Here is a 26,289-nt window from a genome sequence, read left to right on the forward strand (position 1 = left end):
ATATTTGCACCCGCAATGAAGGAGACCTGATAGCTCAGTTGGTAGAGCACCTCCCTTTTAAGGAGGTGGTCCTGGGTTCGAGCCCCAGTCAGGTCACAAAGTGATTTTACAAACCGCAGGTTTGTATCGCGTTAGCTTATGGGGCGAGAAGTTTACACTGAGCGCAGTCGAAGTGAGCCCCAGTCAGGTCACAAAAAAAGTTAAGCCCCGCGGTTTAACTTTTTTTTTGCCCGGGTGCTGGAATTGGTAGACAGGCATGGTTGAGGGCCATGTGTCCAATAGGGCGTATGGGTTCGACTCCCATCTCGGGCACGGAAAGTCATTCTTAAACGGAGTGGCTTTTTTTTATTGACTGAAGTTAAGCCCGTGGTGGGCGTGGCGAGCAGGTGAAATTTGTAAACTGTGAAACACAAATTTCAGATGTGAACCGGGAATCCAAAACACTCCCATCTCCTACTCTCAAATTATTCTTAAATAGAGTGACTTTTTTTATTGCTGAAAGTTAAGCCCATGGTGGGCGTGGCGAGCAGGTGAAATTTGTAAAATGTGAAACACAAATTTCAGATGCGAGCCGGCAATCCAAAACACTCCCATCTCCTACTCTCAAATTATTCTTAAATAGAGTGACTTTTTTTATTGCTGAAAGTTAAGCCCGTGGTGGGCGTGGCGAGCAGGTGAAATTTGTAAACTGTGAAACACAAATTTCAGATGCGAGCCGGGAATTAACAACGCTCCCATTTGGGGTTACGATTAGCCAGTCTCAAAAGGAGGGTCTCAAAGAATGAAAGTGTGTCTAATAGAATCTGAATCAAGTTCAGATTGACAAAAATCAAGCCCGCCATGACCTTCGGGCAGGTTCAGAATGACAATTGTTGAGCCCGTTTTGGGCGTGGCGAGCAGGTGAAAATCGTAATTTTTTGAACACGATTTTCAGAGGTGAACTGGCTCATGACCTACCTTTATATCTGAAATAATCTGGTGAGTCTTCTAACTCCCGTAATTACTTTTTGTTTATTTTTTAGAAAACTTTATTAAACACTATTAGCATTTTTACGTACTTTAGTCCGTGAAAAATGCCGCTATGAACGTCAAAACACAATTCAGTATCAAGGATTTGGAGAATCTGAGCAACGTTAAGGCTCATACTATTCGGATCTGGGAGAAACGCTACAACCTACTTGAACCCAATCGTACAGAAACGAACATCCGTCAGTACGACCTCATTAATCTTAAGAAACTCCTGAACGTTACTTTTCTGTACAACGAGGGACTCAAGATCTCGAAAATCGCAAAGCTAAGTGAGAAGGAGATAAATAAGTTGGTTCTGGGACATGGAGAAGATAAAAAGGAAGCATACGCCTTAAATGCGTTGAAGTCGGCCATGCTGGATTTCGACACAAAACTATTCCTGGAAACATTCGATAATCTGTCCAAGACGAAATCGTTTCGGGAAATTTTCTTCGATGTCTTCATGCCACTGCTGAACGAAATAGGCGTATTATGGCAAACCGGGACCATCGATCCATCTCACGAACGATTTATTTCAGAACTAATGAAACAACAGATCGTTCTGAATACTGAAAAAGTACAACGCAAAAAACCAACACAAACAAGTACTGTTTTCGCCCTATACCTTCCTTATGAAGAAATTCATGAGATCGGACTGCTATACGCAAACTATGAAGTTTTAAATGCTGGATTTAAAACGATATACCTCGGGAATAATATACCACTGGATAGTCTGAAATTTGTGATCAAACACCATAAGAACATCACATTTATTTCGTACTTTACAGTTAAGCCCGATCGTCAAGGTTTGTTAGACTACATAAAGGAATTCAACAAAAAAATTAGTTCCGATCGTACTTACGACCTGTGGTTGATGGGCTACAAAACAACTGAATTGACAGGTGTGGAACTGGATAAGAACTTTACAGTATTTTCATCTTTGGCCGACTTCATTTCTAAGATCGAAACACTAAAAAAATCATAAAAGACCTGACCTGTCGATATTTTGTTTAATTATTTAATATGTTTGTTAAACAAAATATGAAAGACATTGCAGTCATAGGGTCCGGATTTTCCTCTTTAGCCGCCGCAGCTTACCTCGCGCAGGCAGGCAACAAGGTTACTATTTATGAGAAAAATGACACCGTTGGTGGCAGGGCGCGCCAATTGAAGAAAGAGGGATTCACCTTCGACATAGGTCCAACATGGTACTGGATGCCAGATGTGTTTGAGCGATTCTTTGGTGACTTTGGGAAGCATCCTTCCGATTACTATGAACTTATAAAACTCAACCCAGCCTATTCAGTATATTTTGGTGAGAATGATTTCATCACTATCGAAGATAGCCTGGAAAAAATCTGTAAAGCTTTTGAAAAAGAAGAACCCGGGAGTTCTGTGAAATTGAAGAAATTCATGGATGAGGCCCTGGATAATTACAACATCGCCATCAAAGACCTCGTTTATAGGCCAGGAGTTTCTCCCCTGGAATTGGTAACACCAGCTACGGCTAAGAAGATCGGTCAGTTCTTCTCAACTATAAGCAAGGAAGTAAGAAAAGAGTTTAACAACCCACGACTCATATCCATACTCGAATTCCCGGTCCTGTTTCTGGGAGCGAAACCTTCAAATACGCCAGCTTTCTACAGTTTTATGAACTACGCCGACTTCGGTTTGGGAACCTTTCACCCTAAAGACGGTATGTATTCAGTGATAGAAGGTATGCGAGATCTTGCGGTATCACTGGGAGTGAAAATCCACACCAATGCTTCCGTGGAAAAAATCATTACCAATAACAAAACAGCACAAGGAATTAAAGTAAATGGAGAAGATATAAATGCCGATATAATCCTGAGTGGAGCAGACTACCATCATACCGAAACTTTGCTCGAGCCTAAACTAAGGCAGTATTCAGAATCATACTGGGATAAAAAAGTATTCGCTCCTTCCTCGCTGTTATTCTATGTAGGGTTCGACCATCCTATAAGAAATGTGGATCATCATACCCTATTTTTCGATGTGGATTTTGAAGAACACGCAAAAGCGATATACGACCAACCCGCATGGCCCGAAGAACCATTATTCTATGCCAGTTTCCCGTCGAAAACCGACGATTCTGCGGCACCAGCAGGGAAAGAAGCAGGAATTTTCCTGATTCCATTAGCTCCCGGGATAGAGGATACGCCCGAAATACGTGAAAAATATTTCGACAAAATTATGTCGAGATTTGAATTACTAACAAGCCAAAAAGTTAAAAATTCTGTTATATTTAAGGAGTCTTTTTGCGTGAACGATTTCATTAGTGAATACAATTCCTACAAAGGGAATGCGTACGGTCTCGCAAATACACTATTGCAAACGGCATTTTTAAGGCCTAAATTGAAAAGCAAGAAAGTGAAAAATCTATATTTTACAGGTCAGCTTTCAGTTCCGGGTCCCGGAGTACCACCATCGCTTATCTCTGGTAAATTGGTTGCTGGTTTAATTGAAAAAAACAATTGATGTGAAAGCAATTTTCGACAATGTTTCAGAAAGTTGTAGTAAGAAGGTGACTAAAACATATAGCACCTCCTTTTCTATGGCAACCAAAATGCTTGCTCCTGCAATTCGGCAAGACATCTATAATATTTATGGATTTGTCCGGTTTGCAGATGAGATTGTGGACTCCTTCCACGATTACAACAAGGAAGAACTTTTTAGCAAATTTGAAGAGGATCTGAATTACGCCCTGGCAAATAAGATCAGTATGAACCCAATACTGAATTCTTTTCAGCACACGGTTCACAATTACAATATCGATAAAGAACTGATCGATTCATTCATGTCAAGTATGCGTTTGGACCTTACGAAGTCTGAATATCTTACCAACGAAGAATATCAACAATATATATACGGCTCGGCAGATGTAGTGGGATTGATGTGCCTGAAAGTTTTTGTAAAAGGAGATGCAGCGAAGTTTGAAGAATTAAAGGATGCTGCTATGAGTCTTGGATCAGCTTTTCAAAAAGTAAATTTCCTTCGCGACCTCAAGGCAGACTATGAGACGTTGAACAGAACGTATTTTCCTAATACCAACCTTTCGGCACTTGATGAAGATTCGAAAAAGAGGATCATCGAAGAGATCGAAGACGATTTTAGAAAAGGTTACCAGGGAATTCTTCTATTACCTGCTGAAGCGAAATTTGGTGTGTTTATCGCATATCGATACTATAAAAGACTGCTGAAAAAACTGGCTAAGACGCCAGCTATGGAAATTAAAAATAAGAGGATTCGGGTACCGAACTACGAAAAATTCGGACTGCTTACCCGAAGTTATGTAAAATATCAACTTAAACTAGTAAAGTAATATCATGGAAGTACTTCTTTGGATACTCATCTTTCTGGCAACATTTTGTATAATGGAATTTATGGCATGGTTTACCCATAAGTACATCATGCATGGTTTCCTTTGGGTATTGCACAAGGACCACCACAGAAAAGATCACGGAAGCTGGTGGGAGCGGAACGATGCATTCTTTATTTTCTATGCTGCAGTAAGTATTAGCTGCTTTATCGCATGGGAATATTATGGGTTTTGGGCAGGTCTGCCTATAGGCTTGGGAATCTTTGCATACGGTGTAACTTATTTCATGGTGCATGATATCTTCATCCACCAGCGTTTTAAAATGTTCCGCAATGCGAATAATTGGTACGCAAAAGGTATTCGAAGAGCCCATAAAATTCACCACAAGCACCTTGGAAAAGACAAAGGAGAATGTTTTGGAATGCTCTTTCCTCCTTTGAAATATTTCAAGAAATAACTAATGAACTCCCTATACCTTTGGCTCAACATTGGTTCTATTAGTGTACCGTTATTATTTAGTTTCCATCCAAGACTGAAATTTTACAAGAAATGGAAATCCCTTTTCCTGGGAATCCTGGTAATGATGGCCGTCTTCATTCCCTGGGATATTGTTTTTACTGAAAACAGCTTCTGGGGCTTTAATCCCGATTACTTAACAGGGTATTATTTACTCGGTCTACCAATTGAAGAATGGATGTTCTTTATCTGTATACCTTACGCTTGTTTATTTACCCACTACGCCTTACTGGAGCTCTCTTCAAAATTTCGTTTTGGAGTATTGACAACCAACATTATTATTGTTTCGTTGTTAACAGTGCTCATCATCACCTTATGGTACAACTATGATCGTTGGTACACTCTCACATGTTTCGTTTATGCATTACTAATGTTAGGGATCGTACAGAGTTATAGGAAAGACTTATTGCGTAATTTCTTTGCTACGTATTTGGTAATCCTCATACCGTTTTTCCTGGTGAATGGAATTCTTACCGGTTCCGGGATCGATGAGCAGGTGGTTTGGTACAATAACGATGAGAACTTGTCCCTGAGAATGCTAACTATTCCAGTAGAGGATACTATTTATAACCTGGGGATGTTGCTTACGGTATATGTGGTAATGGAGGCGCTTGAAAAACGATCTGGTCGTAAAAAAATTACATAATTCCAAACTGGTTACTCAGCCAACAGACTTCGCAGCAATTCTTTTACTTCATCACTGTCCCAACGGGCAACACCGGTCTTCTGAATAAGGATACTTCCATTCTTATCTATCACAAATGTGGTAGGAATCGTATTGACGCGAAGTTCAGCTGGAGGCCTTGCTGTCTCGAGATATATAGGTAGTTCGTATTCTTTCTTCTGAAGAAACCGTTCAATGATCTCAGGCTCTTCCGCAGAAACAAAATAGAAATCCACCTGATCACCTAGTTCATCGTACAGGTTTTGAAAATTTGGCAATTCGGCGATGCAGGGCGGACACCAGGTGGCCCAAAGATTTATTACCGCTACTTTGTTCTCAGACCTGCTTAGGTTTACGGCATCACCATTTAAAGTGCTGATCTGCCAGTTATAAGTGCTTAGTTCATTTATTTCTGAAGCATCCAATTCCGAAGGAGATGTCATGATCAACCGTTGGAAGAAGACCTTGATGGGAATCGAGGTCTGTGGCACAATGAGCAATCCCACCGCGATAACGATCAACAGATTGCTCCAATGTTTACGAAGAAATGGTTTCATGAATTATTCGTCAGAATCTCGAAAATGATCTTAAACAAAAGAGACTGTCTTCGCAAGAACAATGTTGTCAATCTGAACTTGATTCAGATTCTGAATTGAATTCAGAATGACAATTAAAGCATTTATAGACAGTCTCGTTGATATTCGAAAGTACCTGGTTAAGCATTCTGCTTTTTGATCAGGTTCAAGGCCGAACCTTCACGATACCATTCGATCTGTGCGTCGTTGTAGGTGTGATTAACCTTGATCGTGTCCTTACTTCCATCTGCGTGCACTACTTCAATAGTTAACGGTTTACCCGCTGAGAAATCGGCAATGTCAACAAAGTTGAAAGTATCGTCTTCCTGGATAAGGTCGTAATCGCTCTCGTTCGCAAACGTAAGCCCCAGCATACCTTGTTTCTTCAGGTTTGTTTCGTGAATTCTGGCAAAAGATTTCACAAGCACGGCAGCAACACCTAAATGACGTGGTTGCATGGCAGCATGCTCTCTGGACGATCCTTCACCATAGTTATGATCTCCCACAACAATGGTTCGGATACCTGCGGCTTTGTATGCGCGCTGTGTATCCGGCACACCTCCGTATTCACCATCCAGTTGATTCTTTACGAAATTCGTTTTCTTATTGAAAGCATTAACCGCTCCGATAAGAGTGTTATTTGCAATGTTGTCCAGGTGACCTCTGAATCGTAACCACGGACCGGCCATGGAGATATGGTCTGTTGTACACTTTCCGAAAGCCTTGATCAACAGTTTTACACCTTGTAATTCTTCGTCCTTTATTGGCTCAAAAGGTGTAAGTAATTGTATGCGCTCACTAGTAGGGTTCACAACAACATTCACATGACTTCCGTCTGCATCCGGCTCTATATAACCAGCATCCTCCACGTCGAATCCATTTGGAGGTAGTTCAATTCCCCTTGGCTCGTCTAGCTTTACTTCATCTCCATCCTCATTGATAAGGGTATCATTCATTGGGTCGAAATCAAGTCGTCCGGAAATTGCGATGGCCGCTACCATTTCGGGAGATCCTACGAAGGCATGGGTATTCGGGTTACCATCGGCTCGCTTCGAGAAGTTTCGGTTGAAAGAGTGAACGATGGTATTTTTCTCATCTCCAAGTACATCACTTCGGTCCCACTGACCAATACAGGGTCCACAAGCATTGGTGAATATGGTCGCTCCAAGGTTTTCAAAAACTTCCAGAAGTCCGTCCCTTTCGGCCGTGTAGCGAATTTGCTCCGATCCCGGGTTAATTCCGAAGTCACTCTTCGGTCTCAATTTCTTATCTATGGCTTGCTGTGCAATGGAAGCTGCGCGTGTAAGATCCTCATAAGAGGAGTTGGTACACGAACCGATCAATCCCCACATCACATTAATTGGCCAGTCGTTAGCACGGGCTTTCTCACCCAACTCACCTACTGGCGTAGCCAGATCCGGAGTGAAAGGCCCATTCAGGTGTGGACGAAGCTCCGATAGGTTAATCTCTATCACCTGGTCGAAATATTGCTCAGGGTTCTCATATACTTCCGGATCCCCGGTAAGATATTCTCTAATTTTGTTGGCCTCATCGGCGATCTCTTCTCTTTCTGTGGCACGAAGGAATCGCTCCATGGCATCATCATATCCAAAGGTCGATGTGGTCGCCCCTATCTCAGCACCCATATTACAGATAGTTCCTTTCCCAGTACAGGAAAGATTCTTGGCTCCCGGTCCAAAATATTCAACTATAGCTCCGGTTCCTCCTTTAACTGTTAGAATTCCTGCTACTTTCAGGATCACATCTTTAGAAGCGGTCCATCCGTTCAATTCCCCGGTTAGTTTAACACCAATAAGTTTAGGGAATTTAAGTTCCCACGGCATACCGGCCATTACATCCACCGCATCTGCACCTCCAACTCCAACAGCCACCATTCCCAGTCCGCCGGCATTTACTGTGTGCGAATCCGTTCCTATCATCATTCCTCCCGGAAAGGCATAATTTTCAAGTACTACCTGGTGGATGATCCCGGCTCCCGGTTTCCAGAAACCAATACCGTATTTGTTAGATACTGATTCAAGAAAATTGAATACTTCACTACTGGTATCATTCGCACGCTGAAGATCGGCCGATGCTCCTTCTTTTGCCTGGATCAGGTGATCGCAATGTACCGTAGTTGGAACAGCTACTTTATCCTTTCCGGCCTGCATGAATTGTAGTAAGGCCATCTGGGCAGTCGCATCCTGACAAGCGATACGATCTGGTGCGAAATCCACATAATCTTTACCCCTGTCAAAAGCCTGGTTCGGTGTTCCATCCCAAAGGTGAGAATACAGAATTTTCTCTGCCAGAGTTAAAGGTTTACCCACAATCTCCCGCGCTTTATCAACTCGTGCCGGTAATTGGGCGTATACTTTTTTGATCATGTCAATGTCGAATGCCATAGTGTAATTTTTTTGGTTTTGAATGTGCTCCTATCCTCTGATAAGTAATTCAGCGAACAGCGTTGCGAAAGTACAAAATTTTAAAATAATTTTAAAATGCTTAGCGAAACCGCATTTTTAATAAATATAATTCTTAAAATATCAATTTTTATTGAATTATCTTGAATACTATTCAATTTTTGATGCCAATTATTGATAAATTCTAATTTTTAGAATACCCCAGGAATTTCAGTAATCGGGGTGAATCCCTCAAATTTGTGAGCGGACGCTCAAAATATTTGTAGAGTAAATAAGATAAGAGAATAGTTATACCCCAATAAAGGAAAGTGTACAGCCACAATGAAACCCCACGGAGTTCTTCCGAAGGAAATATTGTTTTCAAACTATGAAGAATGATGGTGTAGTGGAGCAAATACAATGAATAGGAGATCAAACTTATGGTTGTAAAGAACTGTACTCCTATCTTCGACTTCATCTTCATACTTACGAGATAAGGAATGATACAGCAAATCCCGATAGAATGAATGGCCAGGTAAAAAATTATCATAAAGCCGGGAGTCTGTTCAACGGTGATACCCAAAGGAACCCTTAGAATATTCAGGAAGATAAACCCAAACAATCCTATGCCTAGCAATAACTTTTCGCGCCTGTGGATCCAATCGGTGTATTTATTGTAGAAATAACGAAGTAGGAACCCCCAGTAAACGGCATCGAGCCTATAAATAAGAACTTTTCGGATGGATTCATTCCATTCATAAATATTGGCTACTTCTTTGGTATAGTAAAAATAGACTTTGGTGAGCGTAAAGCAGAGGAGTATGAATATGGTCACCCACAGAAAGAATTTGTCCCTGTTTTTCTTCGGAAACAAACGTATCAGGGCATATAGAATAAAGGGCCCGAGAATGTATGAGAATTGCTCCACTGCCAAACTCCAGGACACTCTGTAAAAAGGGAGCGAGGTATCGGCGAAGTTCTGAATGTAAAGAACGTATTTGTATACCTTTTCGGGGAATTCACCGTAAATAAAATACCATACAAGTACATTCACGAAGAGCAATAGATAGTAGTTCGGGAAAGTTCTGAACCACCTGCGAAGCAGAAAATATTTTACGTTTTTGAAGGAGTAATCGGGCAGCAATAGTTCTCGCCAAACGATCTTTCCAATAAGGAAACCACTGATGATAAAAAATACCTCAACACCTGCGGTCCCGCTCAACTTCATTGCCGAACTCACCACTTTAGGGTAATGATCACTTATCCAAAGTGTGTGGGAAAAGAGTACGAGGAGTATGGCAATGGTGCGAGCCACATCCAATCCGATGTTTCTTTTCTTATTGGCGATGTTCATGTAATTCGGTTGGCGATATCGGGAAGGAAGTTACTAAAAAGAATTCCAATAAATGAAACGACCACAACGTACATGATCAATCCACATGTTTCAACCTGTCATAATCTTTAAAATTAATATAGACTTGTGACGATCTGCTCAATCGTTAAGCCTTCCGCTTCGGCTTTGTAGTTCTTGATAAGCCTGTGACGAAGTATACCTATGGCTACTTTCTGCACATCTTCGATATCGGGTGAGAATTTCCCATTCAAAGCGGCGTTGGCTTTGGCTCCAAGGATCAGGTTTTGTGAGGCCCTGGGCCCAGCTCCCCAATCGATATAATTTTTTACAATCTCCGGGGCCGCCTGACTCTTCGGCCTGGTCTTACCAACCAGGGTTACGGCGTATTCTATCACATTATCCGCAACTGGGATCTTTCGTATCAATTTCTGATATCCGAGGATTTCATCTCCTGAAAACAGTGCATTCACCGATTGCGACTCACCTCCGGTGGTCGTTTTCACCACTTCCACTTCTTCCGAGAAAGAAGGGTATTCAAGGTTGATGGCAAACATAAAGCGGTCTAACTGCGCTTCCGGCAATGGATATGTACCTTCCTGTTCTATTGGATTTTGGGTAGCCAATACGAAATATGGGCTATCGAGTGTGTATCTGTGTCCGGCAACAGTAACTACCCTCTCCTGCATGGCTTCCAGCAATGCAGCCTGGGTTTTTGGTGGTGTACGATTAATCTCATCGGCAAGAATAATGTTCGAGAATATCGGGCCTTTGATGAACTTGAACTCCCTGTTCTGATCCAGGATCTCGGAACCGAGTATATCGCTTGGCATAAGGTCCGGTGTAAACTGAATCCGCTTAAACTGAAGCCCTAAAGCTTCGGCCACGGTATGAACTAATAAGGTCTTTGCAAGGCCCGGCACACCAATAAGCAAGGCATGTCCACCGGAGAAAATAGATAACAGCACTTGTTCAACAACGTCGTCCTGTCCTACAATTACTTTTTTTATCTCCTGCCGTAAGGCATTGTATTTTGTTACCAGTTGTTCAATTGCAGCTACGTCACTCATATACCCTCTTCTTATTTTTGAAGCCAATTATTGGAGAAATCACAGTCGGTGTAATCACGATTTACACTAATATAGGTTTCCTTGATCTTCTTTTCCTGCCATTTCTGTATGGCCTTGATCTGTTTCTCTTTTAAAGCCAGGTCCTTGATCTTTTCGTAGTCTTTTACGAAATCGGCCGGGTGCTCTTCAAACCTACGCGTTACTGACAATATCTTATAACTGCTTTTACCAGTTCTGTCTCGGTCTGTAAATACTTTTGATACTTCTCCTTCGGCCAGATTATATACCTGGGCACTAAGCGTAGGATCCATTTTTGTAAGGTCGAAGCGAGTATCCCCGGTAATCGGGTTCATAAGTCGACCACCACTGTTACGAGTCTCCTTTTGGTCTGAATACAAACGGGCAGCATCGCCGAAACTAAGGCTGTCATTCACGATACTTTCCCTGATCTTATCTATCTTCTCGCGTGCTTCGTCAAGAGTTTTCTGAGTGACCTCCGGGAACAATAGAATATGACGAACATCTACTTCCTGTCCTCGTATTTTTTCAACATAGAGAATATGAAATCCGAAATCGGTCTCGAACGGTTCACTTACCTCACCTTCGAGCAGTGAAAAAGCCATGTCTTTAAACTCTTTAGCAAAGGGGGCATCTCTTCGCACACCTTCTATAAGTCCACCTTTTCGTGCACTACCCTCGTCCTTGGAGTAAAGAACGGCCTTGGTGGAAAAGCTTGACCCGTCTTCTACTATATCGGTACGAATTTCATTAAGCCTGTTAATAGCGTCTTCCTTTGCTTTTTCTGTCACTTCCGGGTCCACTATGATCTGAGCTACTTCCACTTCAGCACCAAAAACAGGGCGTTCATCTTCAGGTATGGAATAGAAGAAGTTGCGTATCTCTTCAGGGGTGATCTCCACTTCATCGGTGATAGTGCGTTGCATTTCCTGAGCCAAAGCAATCTGCTGGTTTACATCAAAAAGCTCTTTCCGAAGATCTTCAAGATTGTCTTTTTTGTAATATTCAAGTACCTTCTCCTGGGTCCCTAATTGAGCGGTCAGATACTGTAGTTGCTGATCTGTCCTTGAATTGGTCTGTGAATCGGGTATTATAATACTATCTTGTTTGGCGTGATGGGAATAGAGTTTATCCTCCATCAGCTTACCTAGCATCTGGCAACGGGAGATATCTTCAATTGACGCGCCTTGTTGCTGCAGTTCAATAAAGCCAAGGTCGATATCGAATTCCACGATTACGTATTCTCCAACCACTGCACTGACTCCACCAGCTTTGATCCTTTTAAAGGGTTTCTTAACCGTATCAACTTTCACGGGTTCCGGGGTTTCTTCCAAGGCCTCTACCTCCAGCGAAGTTTCTCCGGTTTCAGTAACCTGGGCCACACTTACTCCCCATCCAATTAAGAGGCAAAAGAGGCTACTGATTATTGTAGACTTCATATTTGTTGTTTTTAACCGCATCTTTTGTTATATCTCTTTCAAGTTCCCTTATCAACTCCAACTTTCGTTTATTCAGAATTATTTCCCTAATCGTTGGCCGAACGTAAGACAAAGGTGCTATATCATTTGTCTTAAGAATATCTTCAATTTTCACCAAATATACTCCTAATGAATCTTGTATTTGTGCAAAATTTGATTTTTTTAACAGATTGGGATCCGCCGTTCTTAAAACCGGTAAAGCATTCATCACTGCCTGCTTTTTAACCCATGTTGAATCGTTGAAATTGTACGCCTTGAACTGAATGCTTAAGGAATCCAGCATCTTTTTATCCTCATCGTCAAAACGGGCAAGGATGGTGCGTGTCTGACTCAAATTCGAATAGTTCTCATCCAGGTGAATGTACCTGATCTTCATGAGCTCGTCATTCAACTTGAAATTTTCCTTATTCTCTTCGTAGTAATTATCAAATTCTTGCTCGGTGATGGTGCTGTCCAATTGACGCGAAACAATGGTATTCTTGTAGGCTTCCGTTAGTAAGTCGTTTTTGTAATCCTGAACCAGTTTTTCGTAATCTTCCAGCTGAGTTTCGGTGAGATTGATTCGGGCCTGATCTATGAGCAGTTGCTGAGTGGCCCATCGATTGATGAAATTCGAAACGATAAGAGTGCTGTCTGCTTCAGACATATTCTCCGAAATCAATGCCGCAATATCCTCCTCGTACAAATAGCTCTCATTTACTCGAGCTATCGGCACTTTATTCGCCTCCGGTTTCAGAAAATCACATGAAATCGATAGCGTAGCTAGCAGGGATATCAATAAAAGCTTTGTCCGCATTAAGACTTGAATTCCTTTTTGAGTTTCTTGAGTGTTTTTTTATTGATTTCGACCTTGAATTTTTTCCGCAGAGACTCCATCCAGTCGTTTTCCAACTGTATCTGGTAATTACTCATCACTTTCCCTCTCACTTCATCGAGCTCCTTAATTCCCGGCGGAACGATCTCATCAATCCTTATTACAACGTAAGTTCCGCTATTATTGTATAGATCCGAAACTCCTTTTTTGATAGGCAGGCCTTCTGGAAGTTTGTCATTGGTCACCTCAATGGTTCCCGCTGTCATGATCACGCTTACCTTTTCTTCCGAATTCATCAATTCCTTCACCTCATCATCCGTTTTGCCTTCCTTCCATAATTCGGCAACCTGCAGAGCATTCTCTTTTTCGGTAGTTCCAGCTATCGTAGCCTTAATACGTTCACCCCACTGATATTGTTCCTTGGTTTTTTGGTAAAACGCTTCCAGACCCAGTGAATCCTCCTTGGCTTTTCTCCAAATATTCTCACTCATAAGATCGAATATCAAAAGACCGTTTCGATATTCACTAATAGTCGTGGCGTAATCTTCGTTTTCAAGTTCCAGCTGACTCCTGTAATAGGCCTTCAGAGAATTTACTTCAAACTCATCGTATGCCGCTGTAACCAGAGAATATTTAGTATTGTAGTTAACGAATTGACGTTGCTTAGACTCAATGAAACGAGTAAAATCCTCGAAGGAATACGGTTTTTTGCCAATGGTGAAAAGGGTTTTGTTGGCAACGGGTGCTACTGAATCATATCTGAATCTCCGCTGCAGTACCTCATCGGGCAAAAAGTCAACGAAGTATTCAAGATATGGCTCTCCTTTTGAAAACCCATACTTCTCCTTTATCTTATTGCTGATGGCACTAGTAACCTTTTTGGAGCGGTCTCCATCCTTTACACGTTTCTCGAGATTGGGTTTCAATTCTTCGAACGTTGGTTTTGCGTGTATCTCTTCCAACTTTACTAAATGCCACCCGAACTCACTCTTAAAGGGCTCACTGACATCACCTATCTCTTTCAGCTCGAAGGCTTTGTCTTCGAATACCATCGAACGCAACCTTCCCCTGCTGAAGCGATTCAGTCGTCCACCCCGCACTGCCGAATTCTTATCGTCGGAGTACTGCTCTGCAAGTTTCGCAAAATCCTCTCCCTGTTTGAGCAGCTGATTGATCTCGTTGATCCTTTCTTCAGGACTGAATGTTCTTGTATTGTTGTCTTTTTCTGAAATCAGGATGTGAGAAACTGAAATCTCAGATCCCTTCTCCCTTCTGTTGAGCACTTTCAAAATATGGTAGCCAAACTGGGTGCGAACGATCTCCGAGATCTCTCCAACTTCCGTATTGTACGCAGCACTTTCGAAGGGATACACCATGGAAAAGGCCGTGAAATACCCAAGGTAGCCGGCCCTGTCGGCAGCTCCGGGTTCTGTAGAGTACTGTCTGGCCAGGGCCTCAAAATCCTCGCCGGAAAGTGCTTTCTCCCGAATTTCTTTGATCTTGTTATAGGCCTTAAGCGAGTCTTGCGGACTGGAGTTATAATCGGCAGAGATCAATATGTGCCTGGCTTCAATTTCTTCCAAACCGCGCTGATACGCCTCCATTACTAATTCGTCCACCACGGCATCATCGTAAATGTAATTCCGCGATAACTGTTCCTCATACCTGGAGAATTCCTGTAAATAGGTAGGGCGTTTGTGCAGGTTGTTTTCATAGGCTTCTGCGATCTTGAGGTTATAATCGACAAATAAATCCATGTACCCATCGACGGTTTTCTGCCGTTCGTCCTTCACAAGATCAAGGTTCTTCTTGTACACTCGCCTGAATTCGTTGGCATAGACGGGTTTGTCATTGATAGTGAGCAACACATCCTTCTTCTTTTGTGCAAAGACTGAGATTGAAGTCATCAACAGACACACCGATAAAACGAATACTTTTTTCATTCTAATAAGATATTTATACGAAATTGAAGTCTGGCAAAAATAACAAAATCGCACGGTTGCGCAAGCTGGATTAACATACCATTATTCGATACCTTGAAGCATGCTGTATTAGCCAATTGTATGACAAAATTTATGTAAATTGCCTTTAGACCAATCCCGATAAACAAAAATGAGATACACCACCGAAGTAATCATAGATCTGCCCCGTGAAGAAGTGATACAAAAACTGGACAACCCGGAAAACATGCAACACTGGCAACGAGGTCTGTTAGGATATGAATTATTGGAAGGGTCACCCGGCCAACCCGGGGCGAAGATGAAGCTCGAATATAAAATGGGTAAAAGGGAAATGTCCATGACCGAAACCATCACCAAAAACGATTTTCCGTCTGAATTTCATGCAAATTACGATACCAAAGGAGTGCACAATATTCAGAGGAATTTTTTTTACGAGGTGGATGATTCTTCAACTAAGTGGGTTTCTGAAAGTGAGTTCCAATTCTCCGGTTTCGGGATGAAACTGCTGGGGTGGCTCATGCCCGGTGCCTTCAAAAAGCAATCTCAGAAGTATTTAAACGACTTTAAAGCCTTCGCAGAAAACGGAACATCGGTAGCAGAAGACGAATAATGGAATTAATAAAACTAATTTGGGATTTTCGCGGACCAAATGCGTCTCATATTGCGGTGCATCACGCAAAACACCTGGACGAGTTCATTCATTCAGAAAAAATACCTAACAGCAAAACGGGAACGGAGGCGCATAGTGAAATGTATCACTCAGCCTTCATGATCACGGAACGCAGCCGCATGCAAGACCTTCGGGACCGACTTAAACCGCACAGGGGTCAGGTATATTCAGATTCTTAAAATTTTGCGAAAGATGGCTCGTTTATTGCCTTCTTTAGTATTATTGCATGATTAAAAACAACTACACATGAAATTACTTCAGATTCTAATTCTATCATTCGCGGTTTCTGTGACCGCTCAAACCAAGGTAGGAACAATTGATATCGACTTCGTATTGGCTCAAATGCCGGAGATCCTCGATGTTCAGAAAAAAGTTGAAGAATATGGAAAAACACTGGACAGCGATCTTTCCAAGAAGATGGGGAACTACCAAAGTTTGGTGAATGAGTATGCAAAGAACGATCCTTCATATACTGCTGAACAAAGAAAGACCATGCAGGATTCGATTATTGGCGTAGAGGGTGATATTAATAAATTTCGTCAGAATGCCACTCAACTTATAGGATTAAAGCGTGATGAGGAACTACAGCCGCTATACACGAAAATTGGAGCTTCACTGGAGAAAGTAGCCCAGGCCGAAGGATATACCCAGGTAATGGAGCGCAGTAACATTTTAGTTTATATCGATAATCGCTTCGACCTTACCTTAGCCGTGCTAAAAGACATGGGTATTGAGGTGAAAGAGGAGGAATAGATCAACAATCTCTAAGACTATCTCGAGTAATTCGGAGCCTCTTTGGTGATCGTCACATCATGAGGGTGGCTTTCATTTATTCCCGAAGCGGTGATCTTCACGAATCGACCATTTTCCTTTAATGATTCGATATCCTTGGCTCCGCAGTAACCCATTCCGGCGCGCAGACCTCCTATAAATTGGGTCATGCTCTCTACTAGTTCACCCTTGTACGGAACTCGTCCCACAATACCTTCCGGAACCAGTTTCTTGATATCGTCTTCCACATCCTGGAAATAACGGTCCTTGGAACCTTGCTTCATGGCTTCCACACTACCCATTCCACGGTAAGACTTGAACTTTCGGCCTTCGTAGATGATGGTTTCTCCGGGGGACTCTTTAGTTCCAGCAAGCAAAGAGCCTAACATCACACAATCGGCACCGGCGGCGATTGCCTTCGGAATGTCTCCCGTATATCGGATACCTCCATCGGCAATTACCGGAACACCACTACCTTTTATAGCATGAGCTACTTCAAGTACGGCAGAGAATTGTGGGAAACCTACACCGGCAACCACTCGAGTGGTACAAATTGATCCGGGTCCGATACCTACTTTAACGGCATCTGCCCCGGCATCTACCAGGTACTTGGCAGCTTCACCTGTAGCTATATTACCCACCACCACTTCAAGGTTAGGAAAATTCTTTTTCACTTCTTTCAACACGGTAACCACTCCTTTGGTGTGACCGTGAGCCGTATCGATTATTACGGCGTCAACCTGCGACTTGACCAGGGCCGCTGCTCTTTCTACTGCATCCGCGGTGACTCCCAGGGCTGCTGCTACGCGCAACCTTCCGTAATTATCTTTATTAGCAATAGGCTTTTGAGTAAGTTTTGTGATATCCCGGAATGTGATTAATCCAAGAAGTTTCCCTTCATCGTCAACCACCGGAAGTTTTTCGATCTTATTTTCCTGAAGGATTATCTCAGCATCTTTAAGCGAGGTTCCTGCTTCTACTGTTACTAGATTCTCCGAAGTCATTACCTCGCTGAGTTTTCGTTCGTAGTTCTTTTCGAAACGAAGGTCCCTGTTGGTTACAATTCCAATTAGTATCCCATCATCATTCACAATAGGTATTCCACCTATGCTATACTCCCGCATCGTATTCTGGGCATCACCAACGGTGGCATCTGCTTTCAGCGTAACAGGATCCTGTATCATACCGCTTTCGGCACGTTTAACTTTTCTCACCTCCATAGCCTGACGTTCAATACTCATATTCTTATGTAGAACGCCAATTCCACCTTCTCTCGCAATTGCAATAGCCATGGCACTTTCGGTAACCGTGTCCATCGCTGCTGAAACGATCGGAACATTCAAGGATATATTCCTGGAAAATTTCGACTTAATAGAAACTTCTCTGGGTAAAACTTCGGAATAGGCAGGCACAAGTAGTACGTCGTCGTAAGTAAGGCCTTCTCCTAGGATTTTATTTTGGTGTGCAGTCATCGCAATTAAATTTTATTCCGAAGAACCGGAAGTGGTTAACATTTAATTGCGTGCAAATATACGGAAAATACGGGAATCTAGAGCTCTCTTTTTGTCAAGCCTTTTGGAACGTAAAGTTTCTCGAAATCATAGAAGCTAATATAAAGTAGTATGGGCTCATCCAATCCTTCATAGGTAACTTCATATACATCTACCAATGCTGAACCACCGAAACCATTCGGACTGTCATATGGACAACAGCTCCCTCTTCTATGAAAACTCAGTACTTCTCCGTTGGGTCCTGCCAAGGCCGCTATATATCGCCTTTGATTCGCAGGACTCTTATCCCCTACTTTAATCGGAAACTCACCTTCGAGGCCGTAGTCCTTGTTCATAGAATAGCCATCAACGCCAGATAGCGGTTGAATACTGGCAGAAGATTGAAACGGGTTACTGGAGGTGCTTAAGATTGATGGTTGCTTGCTTTTACAGGAAACAAGCGCGATTGAAATTATTACAAGGGTCAGGATTCTACTCATTCTTTTACTTTTTTATGAAGGTACAAAATTCTAAAAAAACGGTCTTCAGATGATTAGATCCGCGCTAACACCCATAAAATAATTTGGTCTTCAATCACTTATGAATTTTAACACATGTTTTATTTAAATTTAATCTAAATAACCTTGCTTAATAGCTCCTCCCAACTTAATTTTGCCTTCGAATTGAATATCTATTTATAATCAGTCTAAATTAATATAATGAGAAGGTCATCTCTGTATATGTCACTGTTGGTGTGTGGATTTATGAATGCGCAGGAGCAGGTTCAAGACAGTACCCAAACAACCCAAAAAGCCCCGGAAGTCCTGGACGAAGTACTCCTCTCTTCTAACATACTGGGAAGCAAATTTGAGGTAAGGAATCGAACAGGATCTGCCTATTATGTATCCCCTCAGGAACTTCAGCAATTTGGTTATACCGACGTAAACAAAGTGCTCCGCGCGGTTCCCGGAGTTTCAATTTACGAAGAAGACGGCTTCGGACTTAGGCCCAACATCAGCCTTAGAGGTTCCTCACCGGAACGAAGTGCCAAGATCACCTTAATGGAAGACAATGTCCTGATCGCTCCCGCTCCATACAGTGCGCCTGCCGCCTATTATTTCCCAACGGTGGGCCGACTGGAATCCATTGAGGTCCTCAAAGGAAGCAGCCAGGTGCAATACGGACCATTTACCACCGGAGGTGCCATCAACATGATCTCAAAGAAGATCCCAAACGAATTCTCAGGCAATGTGAGACTCAATATGGGAAGCTATAGCTCCAGGAATGTAGAAGCGACCTTAGGGGATTCAGGTGAGAATTTCGGATTTGTGACCCAATTCTACAATTATAGCTCCGATGGCTTCAAATCGTTGGGAAATGGAGAAAACACCGGTTTCGACAAAACAGATGTCTTGGGAAAATTGCGCTGGAACACGGATAAAGATGCCAAGGTGTTTCAATCCCTTACTCTGAAATTGCAATATTCAGAAGAAGACTCCAATGAAACCTACCTCGGCCTTACCGACTCCGACTTCGAAGTAGACCCATATCGCAGATACGCTGCTTCTCAGGCTGATAATATGGTGAACGAACATACCCAATACCAATTAAGTCATCTCATTAAACCCAGTTCAAACATTACTGTAAACACAACCGCCTATTTCAATAAATTCAAGAGAAACTGGTACAAGCTGGACGATGTAATTCTTACAGAGCGAGTTTCTATCAGTAACGTACTCGGTGACCCAGATACTTTTGCCGATGAGTTCAATTCTTTGTTTGGCATTAACGACACTCCCGATGACGCCTTCGGAGTAAAAGCCAATAACAGAACTTACGAATCAAAAGGGATACAGTCGCGGGTGAATTTCAGATTTGGTGACAGTTGGATGCAAAACCTGGAGATCGGACTTCGATACCACGAAGACTACGAAGATCGGTTTCAGTGGAAGGATCTGTATGCCCTGCAAAACGGAGCAATGGTTAGAACCACAGTTGCAACTCCCGGAACAGACGCCAACCGAATTAGCAGTGCAAAGGCATTCGCCTCTCATCTGCTTTACAAGCTTACTATTGATAAATTCACTGTCACTCCCGGGCTGCGTTACGAGAATATAAACCTGATGCGTGAAGACTTCGGGAAAAGTGACCCAGGAAGAACAGGCACCGACCTTTCTGAACGTGAAAACCAGGTGGACGTGTTCATACCGGGTATTGGGCTGCACTACAAATTCAACAACGAGGTTGCGCTATTCGGTGGGGTTCACAAAGGATTTGCCCCTCCGGGCAGCACCGAGGGGACCGACCCGGAGGAAAGTCTGAACCTGGAACTGGGAAGCCGCTTCAGTGTGCTCGGAATCACCGGTGAGTTGGTTGGTTTCTACAACGATTACTCGAACCTACTGGGTAGTGATCTTGCTGCTTCTGGCGGAACGGGTTCGCTCGAACAATTCAACGCCGGAGAAGCCTCTGTAGCCGGTCTGGAGGTCTTGTTGAACTATGATCTGCTGAATGGTGAGACGCCGAAAGGAAAACTCAGCCTCCCACTAACCGTTTCATACACTTTTACCAATGCTCAGTTCACTTCCGATTTCGATAGTGACGACAATATCTTCGGAGCTGTTTCGGATGGAGACCAGATCCCCTATATCGCCCGTAACCAGTTCAATGTAACAGCCGCATTGGAGAATTCGGTATTTAATGTAAGCCTTAGTGGTCGCTTTACGGATGATTTCCGCACCGAGGCAGGATCCGGGGTCATACCGGATTCAGAAAAAATATCTTCAAACTTTATAATGGACCTGGCAGGACGTTATTTCTACAGTGAAAAAGTCACCTTATTTGCGAACGTGATCAACCTGCTCGATACCGAATATGAAGTCGCTAGGCTTCCCGCAGGCCTTAGACCCGGGGCTCCTTTTATGGTTAATGCAGGGATAAACTATACCTTCTAATTTAAAAGTGTCCGCTCGATCGTCTATTGAGCGGATACTTCCAACTGGGTTTTATACTGAAGACGAGCCAAAGTTGCCCATTGGATCAAGGTGGTCTTATCGTCCTCGGATAAGGTGCCGTGGATCCAGGTGTAACTATCCAGAGGCATGTGCCCCTCTTCAACTTCTTCGATCAATTCTTCGAGCTTGTGATCTTTTTTCTTTACTGAATAGCTCGCCCATTCGGAAACGTTGAGTTCGTCCTTACCATGATCGACATGTTCTTCAAGCCAAAGTGAGACCGGTGCTACTTCAGCATACCAGGGGTAATTGGTATGATTACTATGGCAGTCGTAGCAATTGGCTTTCAGTATACCCACAACTTCGGATGATGGTTTGGTCTCAGCCTCAAAGGCTTTGAATGCTTCATATCCCGCTTCATTCTTTTCGGGACGAATAAATTGAATCACGATCAGGGCAAGTATACCTAGGTACCCAAGGATCTTTAAGACTTTCTTGATCATTATTGTTGGTTTGATTTTAAGTTCAAAATTACTGCTTTTCTCACATCGTAAGCCATTTCACCTTCCTTTGGAGTATATACTTTAAGTATGCCCGGATTCTCAGCGGTAAGAAACGGAATATCATATCCCAGCAGGAGGAAATCTGAAATAGCTATGGTGTAATAACGATTTCCTGTCTCCAGGGGTTGTCCGTCGATCATCCAACTTCCTCGCGACCCCTCACGGATGTTGTAGCGCTGCAAATAGGCACCGGTTCCGCGTTTCGATTTCCCAAAATCCAGCACTTTCTTTAAGAGCTCTCCCGTCATATCCACTTTCAGGACCATTCCACCGAAAGGTAGTACTCTAAAGATATCAATACTGGTTACATCACCGGCGATCATGTCATCAATTCTGATCGAACCCCCGTTTACGATAGCTGCACTGATCTCCTCGCCATAAGAAGCCGCCATAGCCGCGGTTATGATCTCTCCCATATTGGTTTGAATACCCCTACTGGCACTATCTGTTCCATCCAACGGCGGATCGGCGTAATAGATCACTTCGTGCGGATTGGGTATCACCTGCTTAATCTCGGATTCGAGCACCGCGTTCCATCGATTCACTATCGCCTCAACTTCAGGCTTGGAAGCTATTTTTTCATCGATAGGAAACAGCTTGGAATCCAGAGATGTTTCCTTTGTTTCTTTATTGAAAGTAAGCGTATGAATGTAGATCGTCTTCGCATTGGCATCGGCTTTTGCAATAACGGAATTGCCTTCGGGAACTAACATATTGTTGTGTTCGTGTCCACCCATGATGAGCGGGACATCTTTCAGCATTTGAGCGATCGCAATATCGTCTTCAACCTTTACATGCGTAAGTCCGATGATAAGATCGGAATTCGTTTTCAATTTATTATAGGTGTTCTGCGCCGATTCATAGATGTCGTCGTAAACAACATAATCCCTCGGATTAGAATCCAGGCAAACACTGTAAAAACCTAAAGTTGCCATGGTACCGTCGGTATCAGTAACTGTAAGATTGTATTCTGAAGGAATAGGAAGAACTCCGATATCCCTTGCCACAGAGAATGGTTTGTTGCCGGCCTCAGTCTTTTTTGAAACATTGGAAGACAACCATTGAAAGTTCGATTCGTTCAGTCGTTTCTGAAGGTCTTCCTCGTCCAGGTCGAACTCATGATTTCCGAAGGTCACCAGGTCGAAATTCATCGCATTCATCACTTCGATCATCTGCTTGCCTCTAAGGCGTTCTCCATCCACTTTAACAGTACCTAAAAGCGATGGATTTAGAAAATCCCCTGCAAGGACCAAATATGTATTTGGATGACCCTTCCTTATGGAGTCCACCACATGAGCCACTCGGGCCATCCCACCGTATTTACCGCCGCTTAATGGAGCGATTTCATATACATCGTTGAGCTGTACAAATTTCAGGGTGATCATTCCATCATCCCCTGTGACATTCGCGGGTTTCTGAGTTGATTTACATGAAATAATTAGGAGGAAAAGACTGATAATGAGTATTGGTCGGATGGTCATGCTAAAAATATTTAGTGAATATCTTGGTTGCTTCGTTATGTGCACTTTCAAATGCCATGGTGTTGACATTGGTATCTACTTTCTGAGCTGTAAAATAGCTAAGCATTTTTTCGGTGGGCATATTACCGGTAAGTTCGTCCTTTGCCATAGGGCATCCACCAAAGCCCTGGATGGCGCCGTCGAATCTTCGACAGCCTGCCTTGTAAGCGGCATTCACTTTTTCATGCCATGTAGACGGTGTGGTATGCAGATGCGCCCCGAATTCTATTTCAGGATACTTCGGAATTAAATTAGAATAGAGATAGTCGATCACTTCCGCGTTAGAAGTACCTACCGTATCACTCAATGAAAGTATACTAACTCCCATTTCGGCCATCTTGTGGGCCCAATCCCCAACAATATCTACATCCCAGGGGTCGCCATAGGGATTTCCGAAGCCCATGGAAAGATAAGTAACCACTTCTTTACCGTGTTCATTGGCCAGCAAAAGAATTTCTTTAAGTACTTCAATAGACTGTGCGATGGTCTTGTGGGTATTCCTCATCTGGAAGTTTTCAGAAATAGAAAACGGATACCCCAGATAATTGATCCGGGGATGTGTTACGGCATCCTGAGCTCCGCGAACATTCGCCACAATAGCCAGTAATTTACTTTCTGTAACTGAGAGGTCAAGGCCAGCCAACACATCGGCGGTGTCTTTCATTTGTGGGATAGCCCTAGGAGAAACAAAGCTTCCGAAATCGATGGTATCGAAACCGCAACGCAACAAACTCTGTATATACCCTATCTTCTCTTCGGTAGGAATCCAATCCCTGATGCCTTGCATGGCATCTCTTGGACATTCTATGAGCTTTACCCTTTGCACAAGGTAAAGATAACTGATTTTAACCCGAATTATGCAATAGAACTTTGTGATGAAGGTTGAAAGTGCAATAAAACCAAGAGTTTTTTTAATCAATGCATAGCATCGCTATGGATAAATTAAAAGACGCCGTGAAACTTTTGGTTTTATTGCAATTTCAAGATGTAATAAATTTTCTATTGCATAATGCGGGTTTAAGAGTAGACTCACACTAATTTTCGGGAAGAAGTATATAAACAGCAATTCCTACAAAAACAACAATTTGCAGCCATTTCAAGATAATTCCGGTATTATTATGATTCAACATATAAGCAGAAATACTGCCGGCAAGAAGCGCAAGACTGCTAAAAACAATAAACGATACGACCATAAAAGTAATCCCAAGTATATAGAATTGCGTTACAGTATTTTCGGAAGGCTCCCACAGAAAACCAGGAAAAAAAGCAAGGAAGAAAATCAACACCTTTGGGTTAACCAGGTTCATGATCACTCCTTGTTTAAACAATTGTCCATAAGATTTCCGGGAGGCATTTGTTCCCAGTTTAATATCCGTATCGCTTCGAAATACTTTCCATGCCAGGTAGATGAGATAACAGGCGCCAAGAACTTTAATAGAATAAAACAATACCGGGGAGGTGGTAATGATGATCGATAGTCCAAACGCCAGCAAGGTTGTATGGACAATGCATCCGCTAATCAAACCGGCGGTTGTGGCAATCCCACTTTTGGCACCATTTGTGAGTGATTGTGTTAGGACATAGATATTATCGGGTCCCGGAGACAATGCCAACCCCATGGTTGCCAGAGAGAAAAGATAGAGTGACTCAATCATCGAATAAATTTAGCATTTTTTGTGAGGTCATTGTGAGTTTTTGTGATACTTCCGACCGATATTGAAAAATAAAACAACATGCCAAGAAATTTACTAATAATACCGTTCATACTCCTCGTGGCAATCGGATTTACCTTTGCCCAGCCTGAATCCGCATATTCCGCGAATTACACTAGTATCACGGAGCAAGAAGAAAACCCTATAAGGGTATATCCTAATCCTACAAATGGTAGCGTTACCATAAGCGGTAATTTGAGGGCGACCAATCTGGAAGTTTACAATGTGCTAGGAGCCCGGGTGATGCAGCTAAAGTTGAGTTCGGAACAAACCCAACTGGATATTAGTGATTTGCCTTCGGGTGTGTATATGTTTCGTCTAACCAGCACAGACGGGAGCTCTGTGGTAAAGAAGGTGATCAAGCGCTAAGAATGGCCTTGTTAATCTGTTTAATCAATTTGGGGCCTTCATAGATAAAACCAGTGTACAACTGCACAAGGCTGGCACCGGCTTCAAGTTTCTCCAGGGCATCTTCGGCAGAGTGAATTCCTCCCACTCCAATGATGGGGAATGCAGCATTACTTTTTTCTGAAAGGAATCGGATCACTTCCGTAGAGCGATCTTTCAAAGGTTTACCACTCAGTCCGCCGGCTCCAATTTGCTCAACTCGCACATCCCCTGTTTTCAAGTGATCACGTGCAATAGTTGTATTCGTGGCTATAACACCGTCTATTTTCGTTTCAGAGACTATATCGATGATATCCAGTAACTGCTCATCCGTTAGATCCGGGGCGATCTTCAGTAGTATAGGCTTAGGATTCTTTTTTTCTGAATTCTTCTGTTTTAGCAATTTCAGTAGTTTGGAAAGTGGTTCCTTATCCTGCAGCGCACGCAGGTTTGGCGTGTTGGGAGAACTTACATTGACCACGAAATAATCCACGTGGTCGAACAGGGCTTCAAAACAAATGAGATAGTCGCTATCTGCCTCCTCATTGGGAGTAACCTTGTTCTTACCTATGTTACCACCTATAAGTACATTTTTATTTTTCTTCAGACGTTCTACAGCTTCATGCACACCACCATTGTTGAATCCCATACGGTTGATAATGGCCTGATCTTTTTTCAATCTGAACAATCTCTTTTTAGGATTCCCTGCCTGGGGTTTGGGTGTGAGCGTCCCGATCTCTATAAATCCGAATCCAAAATTGTTCAATTCCCTGAAAAGTTTCGCATCCTTATCGAATCCTGCCGCGAGTCCGACTGGATTTGGAAATGTGAGTCCGAAGACTTCTCTTTCCAGCTTAACATCTTTTACCCGATACATCGATCGAAAGAGGCCACCAAATCCAATAGCCGTTAAAAAACGGATCATCGAAAAGGTAAAATGGTGCACTTTTTCGGGGTCGAATTTGAAAAGGATCGGACGTAGGAAAGATTTGTACATGAAATTCGAATCTTCATGCAAAAATAGT

24 protein-coding genes and 2 tRNA genes are annotated in these 26,289 nt (G+C 42.7%); 12 read left to right on the forward strand and 14 right to left on the reverse strand.

Translation table 11 applies throughout. The annotated features are described in order from the left end of the window. The first annotated feature begins 23 nt into the window (after positions 1-23). The 7 genes from J1N09_RS04650 (at position 24) to J1N09_RS04680 (ending at position 5,510) form a co-directional block, all read left to right on the forward strand. Positions 24-96 (forward strand) — tRNA-Lys (locus J1N09_RS04650). Positions 97-228: 132 nt separating this feature from the next. Continuing rightward, positions 229-312, forward strand: a tRNA-Leu gene (locus J1N09_RS04655). Between the two features lie 769 nt (positions 313-1,081). Continuing rightward, complete coding sequence (locus J1N09_RS04660; protein WP_265198497.1) at positions 1,082-1,993, forward strand: MerR family transcriptional regulator; 912 nt, start codon at positions 1,082-1,084, stop codon at positions 1,991-1,993. Between the two features lie 56 nt (positions 1,994-2,049). Next, the gene (locus J1N09_RS04665; protein WP_265198500.1) at positions 2,050-3,507 is read left to right on the forward strand and encodes a phytoene desaturase family protein; all 1,458 of its coding nucleotides are present in this window, start codon (positions 2,050-2,052) and stop codon (positions 3,505-3,507) included. Between the two features lies 1 nt (position 3,508). Further along, positions 3,509-4,351, forward strand: coding sequence for a phytoene/squalene synthase family protein (locus J1N09_RS04670; RefSeq protein WP_265198851.1), 843 nt, complete (start codon positions 3,509-3,511; stop codon positions 4,349-4,351). 4 nt (positions 4,352-4,355) lie between these two features. Beyond that, a complete protein-coding gene (locus tag J1N09_RS04675; protein WP_265198502.1) occupies positions 4,356-4,805 on the forward strand; it encodes a sterol desaturase family protein in 450 nt (149 codons plus the stop codon). Between the two features lie 3 nt (positions 4,806-4,808). Then, positions 4,809-5,510, forward strand: a complete 702-nt coding sequence (locus tag J1N09_RS04680) for a lycopene cyclase domain-containing protein (protein ID WP_265198503.1) — start codon at positions 4,809-4,811, stop codon at positions 5,508-5,510. A gap of 11 nt (positions 5,511-5,521) precedes the next feature. On the opposite strand, the gene J1N09_RS04685 is transcribed toward J1N09_RS04680, so the two are convergent. The 7 genes from J1N09_RS04685 to J1N09_RS04715 form a co-directional block, all read right to left on the reverse strand. Then, a complete protein-coding gene (locus J1N09_RS04685) occupies positions 5,522-6,085 on the reverse strand; it encodes a TlpA family protein disulfide reductase (RefSeq protein WP_265198505.1) in 564 nt (187 codons plus the stop codon). Positions 6,086-6,243: 158 nt separating this feature from the next. After that, positions 6,244-8,508 (reverse strand): aconitate hydratase, encoded by a 2,265-nt coding sequence (locus tag J1N09_RS04690; RefSeq protein ID WP_265198506.1) that lies wholly within the window; start codon positions 8,506-8,508, stop codon positions 6,244-6,246. 202 nt (positions 8,509-8,710) lie between these two features. Next, positions 8,711-9,859 carry an acyltransferase family protein gene (locus tag J1N09_RS04695; protein ID WP_265198508.1) on the reverse strand — a complete coding sequence of 383 codons (1,149 nt, stop codon included), beginning with the start codon at positions 9,857-9,859 and terminating at the stop codon, positions 8,711-8,713. A 113-nt stretch (positions 9,860-9,972) separates the two neighbouring features. Then, a complete protein-coding gene (locus J1N09_RS04700) occupies positions 9,973-10,926 on the reverse strand; it encodes an AAA family ATPase (protein ID WP_265198510.1) in 954 nt (317 codons plus the stop codon). Positions 10,927-10,937: 11 nt separating this feature from the next. Beyond that, complete coding sequence (locus tag J1N09_RS04705; RefSeq protein WP_265198512.1) at positions 10,938-12,383, reverse strand: peptidylprolyl isomerase; 1,446 nt, start codon at positions 12,381-12,383, stop codon at positions 10,938-10,940. Continuing rightward, positions 12,361-13,218, reverse strand: a complete 858-nt coding sequence (locus J1N09_RS04710; RefSeq protein WP_265198513.1) for a peptidyl-prolyl cis-trans isomerase — start codon at positions 13,216-13,218, stop codon at positions 12,361-12,363. Before J1N09_RS04710 ends, J1N09_RS04705 begins: the two co-directional genes overlap by 23 nt. After that, positions 13,218-15,179: a peptidylprolyl isomerase gene (locus tag J1N09_RS04715; protein ID WP_265198515.1), complete on the reverse strand. Its 1,962-nt coding sequence runs from the start codon at positions 15,177-15,179 to the stop codon at positions 13,218-13,220. The genes J1N09_RS04710 and J1N09_RS04715 overlap by 1 nt, the downstream gene beginning before the upstream one ends. Positions 15,180-15,348: 169 nt before the next feature. Here J1N09_RS04715 and J1N09_RS04720 point away from each other — a divergent pair, with 169 nt between their 5' ends. The 3 genes from J1N09_RS04720 to J1N09_RS04730 all read left to right on the forward strand — a co-directional run bounded on the left by J1N09_RS04720 (position 15,349) and on the right by J1N09_RS04730 (position 16,620). Beyond that, a complete protein-coding gene (locus J1N09_RS04720; protein ID WP_265198517.1) occupies positions 15,349-15,807 on the forward strand; it encodes an SRPBCC family protein in 459 nt (152 codons plus the stop codon). Beyond that, a complete protein-coding gene (locus J1N09_RS04725; protein WP_321160796.1) occupies positions 15,807-16,046 on the forward strand; it encodes a hypothetical protein in 240 nt (79 codons plus the stop codon). Before J1N09_RS04720 ends, J1N09_RS04725 begins: the two co-directional genes overlap by 1 nt. Positions 16,047-16,113: 67 nt before the next feature. After that, positions 16,114-16,620, forward strand: a complete 507-nt coding sequence (locus J1N09_RS04730; RefSeq protein ID WP_265198519.1) for an OmpH family outer membrane protein — start codon at positions 16,114-16,116, stop codon at positions 16,618-16,620. A gap of 17 nt (positions 16,621-16,637) precedes the next feature. Here J1N09_RS04730 and guaB read toward each other — a convergent pair whose 3' ends face one another. Further along, positions 16,638-18,110: an IMP dehydrogenase gene (gene guaB / locus J1N09_RS04735; RefSeq protein ID WP_265198521.1), complete on the reverse strand. Its 1,473-nt coding sequence runs from the start codon at positions 18,108-18,110 to the stop codon at positions 16,638-16,640. A gap of 77 nt (positions 18,111-18,187) precedes the next feature. Continuing rightward, positions 18,188-18,628, reverse strand: coding sequence for a hypothetical protein (locus J1N09_RS04740; protein WP_265198523.1), 441 nt, complete (start codon positions 18,626-18,628; stop codon positions 18,188-18,190). A 219-nt stretch (positions 18,629-18,847) separates the two neighbouring features. Between J1N09_RS04740 and J1N09_RS04745 the strand changes: the two genes are divergently transcribed. Beyond that, positions 18,848-21,082 (forward strand): TonB-dependent receptor family protein, encoded by a 2,235-nt coding sequence (locus tag J1N09_RS04745; RefSeq protein ID WP_265198525.1) that lies wholly within the window; start codon positions 18,848-18,850, stop codon positions 21,080-21,082. 23 nt (positions 21,083-21,105) lie between these two features. Here the strand turns inward: J1N09_RS04745 and J1N09_RS04750 are convergent, their stop codons facing one another. The 4 genes from J1N09_RS04750 to J1N09_RS04765 form a co-directional block, all read right to left on the reverse strand. Then, positions 21,106-21,585, reverse strand: coding sequence for a heme-binding domain-containing protein (locus J1N09_RS04750; protein ID WP_265198526.1), 480 nt, complete (start codon positions 21,583-21,585; stop codon positions 21,106-21,108). After that, a complete protein-coding gene (locus J1N09_RS04755) occupies positions 21,585-23,126 on the reverse strand; it encodes a bifunctional metallophosphatase/5'-nucleotidase (RefSeq protein ID WP_265198527.1) in 1,542 nt (513 codons plus the stop codon). Before J1N09_RS04755 ends, J1N09_RS04750 begins: the two co-directional genes overlap by 1 nt. 1 nt (position 23,127) lies before the next feature. Next, entirely contained in the window at positions 23,128-23,991 is an 864-nt protein-coding gene (locus J1N09_RS04760; RefSeq protein ID WP_265198528.1) for a hydroxymethylglutaryl-CoA lyase, read from the reverse strand. A 208-nt stretch (positions 23,992-24,199) separates the two neighbouring features. Next, positions 24,200-24,820: a LysE family translocator gene (locus tag J1N09_RS04765; RefSeq protein WP_265198529.1), complete on the reverse strand. Its 621-nt coding sequence runs from the start codon at positions 24,818-24,820 to the stop codon at positions 24,200-24,202. A 78-nt stretch (positions 24,821-24,898) separates the two neighbouring features. Here J1N09_RS04765 and J1N09_RS04770 point away from each other — a divergent pair, with 78 nt between their 5' ends. After that, positions 24,899-25,246, forward strand: a complete 348-nt coding sequence (locus J1N09_RS04770) for a T9SS type A sorting domain-containing protein (protein WP_265198530.1) — start codon at positions 24,899-24,901, stop codon at positions 25,244-25,246. Here J1N09_RS04770 and J1N09_RS04775 read toward each other — a convergent pair. Further along, positions 25,236-26,261 carry a quinone-dependent dihydroorotate dehydrogenase gene (locus J1N09_RS04775; protein ID WP_265198531.1) on the reverse strand — a complete coding sequence of 342 codons (1,026 nt, stop codon included), beginning with the start codon at positions 26,259-26,261 and terminating at the stop codon, positions 25,236-25,238. The two genes, J1N09_RS04770 and J1N09_RS04775, sit on opposite strands and share 11 nt — an antisense overlap. Between the last annotated feature and the right edge of the window lie 28 nt (positions 26,262-26,289).

Source organism: Aureitalea sp. L0-47 (genome assembly GCF_026126405.1).
GTDB lineage: Bacteria > Bacteroidota > Bacteroidia > Flavobacteriales > Flavobacteriaceae > Pukyongia.